Source organism: Streptomyces sp. KR55, from assembly GCF_052245645.1.
Lineage (GTDB): Bacteria > Actinomycetota > Actinomycetes > Streptomycetales > Streptomycetaceae > Streptomyces > Streptomyces flavusporus.
Genome location: NZ_JBQQCE010000945.1, coordinates 1 through 1077, shown reverse-complemented (window position 1 = coordinate 1077; position 1077 = coordinate 1). Strand labels below are relative to the sequence as shown.

General features: G+C 73.2%; 2 protein-coding genes. Both read left to right on the top strand.

Translation table 11 applies throughout. The annotated features are described in order from the left end of the window. On the top strand, window positions 1-428 hold a 428-nt coding region (locus ACTWQJ_RS51710; RefSeq protein ID WP_443313256.1), incomplete at its 5' end, for an aromatic amino acid lyase. Continuing rightward, window positions 425-1077, top strand: a 653-nt coding sequence (locus tag ACTWQJ_RS51705) for a MurR/RpiR family transcriptional regulator (protein WP_443313255.1), incomplete at its 3' end; no start/stop codon positions are given. The genes ACTWQJ_RS51710 and ACTWQJ_RS51705, both read left to right, overlap by 4 nt.

Below are 1077 nucleotides of genomic sequence, written 5' to 3'. Positions count from 1 at the left end.
ACACCCGCCTGCGCCCCTTCCTCGCCGACCACGAGCCCGCCTCCTCCGGCGTGATGATCCTCGAGTACGCCGCCGGCGCCGCCCTCGGCGATCTGCGCGCGTTCTCCGCGCCCGCGTCGCTCGGCCACGCTGTACTCTCCCGAGGCGTCGAGGAACAGGCCAGTTTCGCCTCGCTCGCCGCACGGCAGACACTGCGCGCGTGCGGCGCGTACCGTCTCGTCGTCGGCTGCGAACTCGTCGCCGCCGTACGGGCGTTGCGGCAACGCGACCTCCACCCCGAGCCGGAGCTTCCGGCGGGCCGGGCGCTGGAGCTCGCCGAGTCGGTGCTGGACGCGGACCCGGCCGACCGGCCGCTCACGCACGACGTGACGGTGGCGTCCGAACTGCTCGACCGGTTCACGGACATCTGGAGGGGGAGCACGTCATGAGCGGTACCGAGAGCCGTACCGAGGGGCGTACCGACAGCCCTGCCGCGCGGCTGCAGGCGCTCTTCGAGGGGCACCGGCTCACGCCGACCCAGCGGCGCATCGCGCACAGCATGGTGCGGCGGGCCGCCGACGTGCCGTTCCTGTCCAGCGTCGAGCTCGCCGAACTCGCCGGGGTCAGCCAGCCGTCCGTCACCCGCTTCGCGGTCGCCCTCGGCTTCGACGGCTACCCGGCCCTGCGCAAGCACCTGCGCGAGGTCGCGCCCGCCGAACAGAGCGCGGACTCGGCTTCGTACAACGAGTACCAGCAGGCCGTCGAGGCCGAGATCGAGAACCTGAAGCACCTCGCGGAACTGCTCGCCGATCCGCGGCCGGTGCAGGAGGCGGGCCGGCTGCTGGCCGCCTCCCGCCCGCTGCCGGTGCTCGGCCTCAGAGCGGCGGCCTCCCAGGCGTACGGCTTCGCCTACTTCGCCGCCAAGGTCCACCCGGACGTACGGCTGCTCCACGAAGGCGGCACGATGATCCACGACCGGATCGACGGAGCCGTACGGGCCGGCGCCTCGGCGCTGCTCTGCTTCGCGCTGCCCCGGCATCCGCGCGAAGTCGTGGACACGCTGGCGTATGCCAAGGAGGCGGGCCTGTCCGTCGTGAC